Origin of the sequence: Undibacterium sp. Dicai25W (assembly GCF_049340505.1) — a bacterium.
Classification (GTDB): domain Bacteria; phylum Pseudomonadota; class Gammaproteobacteria; order Burkholderiales; family Burkholderiaceae_D; genus Undibacterium; species Undibacterium jejuense.
Window position 1 is genome coordinate 1 of sequence record NZ_JBMPOQ010000048.1, and the last position, 1,449, is coordinate 1,449.

Sequence of the window (1,449 nt, forward strand, 5' to 3'; positions counted from 1 at the left end):
ACTCTCTTTCCATTTAATACATCAAATTTATCTTGTTTATTAAAGTTCTTGAAATCAGTCACACTTGCAAACTCATACTTTAATAAGCCTTTTTCATAATATGGTTTAACAATGACTGGCTTTCCTGATAAGTTCATGAAAGAGTATTCAGAGAAATCTTTTATGTATTGTCTAAATTTTTTAGCATCATTAGTAGTTGAAAAATCAAAGCCATAGTTCCTGTAAAGTCTTGGGTCTATAAGCTCTATTTGGTGGTTATAGTTTTCTTTATTGTATTCAATCAATTCTAAGTTGATTGGCTCTATATTTTCAAAGTCAACATCTGTTGCATCTCCAAAAGTTTTGTAATTCTCCAATTGATCATTGAATTTTGAATTGCCTATTGATTTATTTTTATTATTAGCTAACATATTAAGTATCCTTGTTGTATTTGTTTTAGTTGGTTTCCTTTCATTGACACTTGGGTTAGAAATAGAGACTTATTGGTTTTTGTCTTTGTTTCCTTATTAAGTTTTAAAAGGGCATCTGTTTAAGCAGGTGCTTTTTTTTGTTCATTAGATTTTTATTTTTGGTTTATTGGATGATTTCAACTCATCAACCTTGTTTTTTAAAAAATGTCTAACTTGAAATGACCAATTGACTCCAAGTTGTTCTCTAATTATTTCTAGCTCTGCAAACAATTCATCATCCATTCTGCATATTATTTGCTTTGTTTTGTTTGTGTTTGTGTTTGTTTCTTTATTCATTATCTATCTCCGTTATTATTTGTTATTACATTCTTATTAAAACAAATATAAGTTTAATGTCAATAGATTATGAAAAATAAATATCATTAAAACTTGCCTACCTTTTATTGACAAAATAGGTAGGAACTGGGAACTACTGATATTAAAGACTTAACAAGGTTTTTTTACTGCCTACCTTTTGCTTGGGAAATAGCTATGGGTAAATAGTCTGACAGGATTGAACGACTGGTAGGAAAGGTAGGAAAGGTAGGAGAAAGACTGAAATGACTTGTAAATGATAGGTTTAGACATTCCTACCTTATGTTTTATTTTTTTAAAAAAGGTAGGAAAGGTAGGAGCTTAGCAAAGCTTAAAAAAGACTTTGTTTACTGGATGCCGTTGGGCTAAAAGAAAACTGACAAGCTCGCCTTGTCTCTCTAAACATAAATAAGACTGCATTAACTATCTAAATAAAATATATATCTATTTTTCTAAAATAAATATTGACATTAAATATTCATTTGTTATGTTTATTGTATAAAACTTAAAAAAGGAAAATTACAATGAAAACAAAAGAATAATTATATAATATGTTTATTGAACATGACAAAGAATTTCTTAACAGAAAAATAGATAATGAAAGTGCTTACAAAGCTTGGGACGAACAAATTAGCAATATACAAAAACGCTACCAGTCCTTGCAGGCACTGGGGGGTGTCTCACT

At 29.0% G+C, this 1,449-nt stretch carries 2 protein-coding genes; both read right to left on the minus strand.

The genetic code is table 11. From position 1 onward, the window contains the following. Nucleotides 1-410 (minus strand): hypothetical protein (locus ACO0KY_RS19600; RefSeq protein ID WP_423048910.1); only part of this gene is annotated, 410 nt, incomplete at its 3' end. A gap of 144 nt (nucleotides 411-554) precedes the next feature. Next, nucleotides 555-746, minus strand: coding sequence for a hypothetical protein (locus ACO0KY_RS19605; protein WP_423048912.1), 192 nt, complete (start codon nucleotides 744-746; stop codon nucleotides 555-557). Nucleotides 747-1,449: the final 703 nt, after the last annotated feature.